This window comes from Saccharibacillus sp. O23, assembly GCF_002205895.1.
Lineage (GTDB): Bacteria > Bacillota > Bacilli > Paenibacillales > Paenibacillaceae > Saccharibacillus.
Map to the genome: position 1 here is coordinate 1 of NZ_NJDE01000040.1, position 715 is coordinate 715.

The window sequence follows — 715 nt, forward strand, 5'->3', positions numbered from 1 at the left end:
GCGAGCGGAGAGATTCCGGCGAAGCTGTGGGACGCGAGCACGACGGACAAAGAAACGTTTTTTGAGCCGATGCTGGTAAAAGTACGCGGAATCGTGCAGCCATATAGAGAAAAGCCGCAGTTCAAAGTTACGAAGCTGCGCGCGGCCGAGCCAAAAAAAAAAAAGGTTTTCGGATCGTAAAGCTCTGTTGTAAGAGAAGAACGAGTGTGAGAGTGGAAAGTTCACACTGTGACGGTATCTTACCAGAAAGGGACGGCTAACTACGTGCCAGCAGCCGCGGTAATACGTAGGTCCCGAGCGTTGTCCGGATTTATTGGGCGTAAAGCGAGCGCAGGCGGTTAGATAAGTCTGAAGTTAAAGGCTGTGGCTTAACCATAGTACGCTTTGGAAACTGTTTAACTTGAGTGCAAGAGGGGAGAGTGGAATTCCATGTGTAGCGGTGAAATGCGTAGATATATGGAGGAACACCGGTGGCGAAAGGCTCTCTCTGTTTTTTTTTTCTGTGCGGGCGCGCAGGCGGCTGGCGACGCGCACCATCAGCGGGCCAAGGCGCGCCTGCACGCGGGCGGGGGACAAGTGGCCCATGGCGCCCATCACCTCGGTCGCGGTTTCCACCGCGAGAAAAAAAAAAAGAAAAACCACTGAGTGCGTAGATCGTGAGAAGACGTCACTGCCACCGATTCACCACATCAACTCCATATCCGTCTTCCCCTGT

Annotated in this window: 1 rRNA gene; it reads left to right on the forward strand. The window is 53.3% G+C overall.

Annotated elements, in window-relative coordinates:
- Positions 1 to 39: 39 nt before the first annotated feature.
- A 16S ribosomal RNA gene (locus CDO73_RS27015) occupies positions 40 to 715 on the forward strand; the annotation flags it as partial.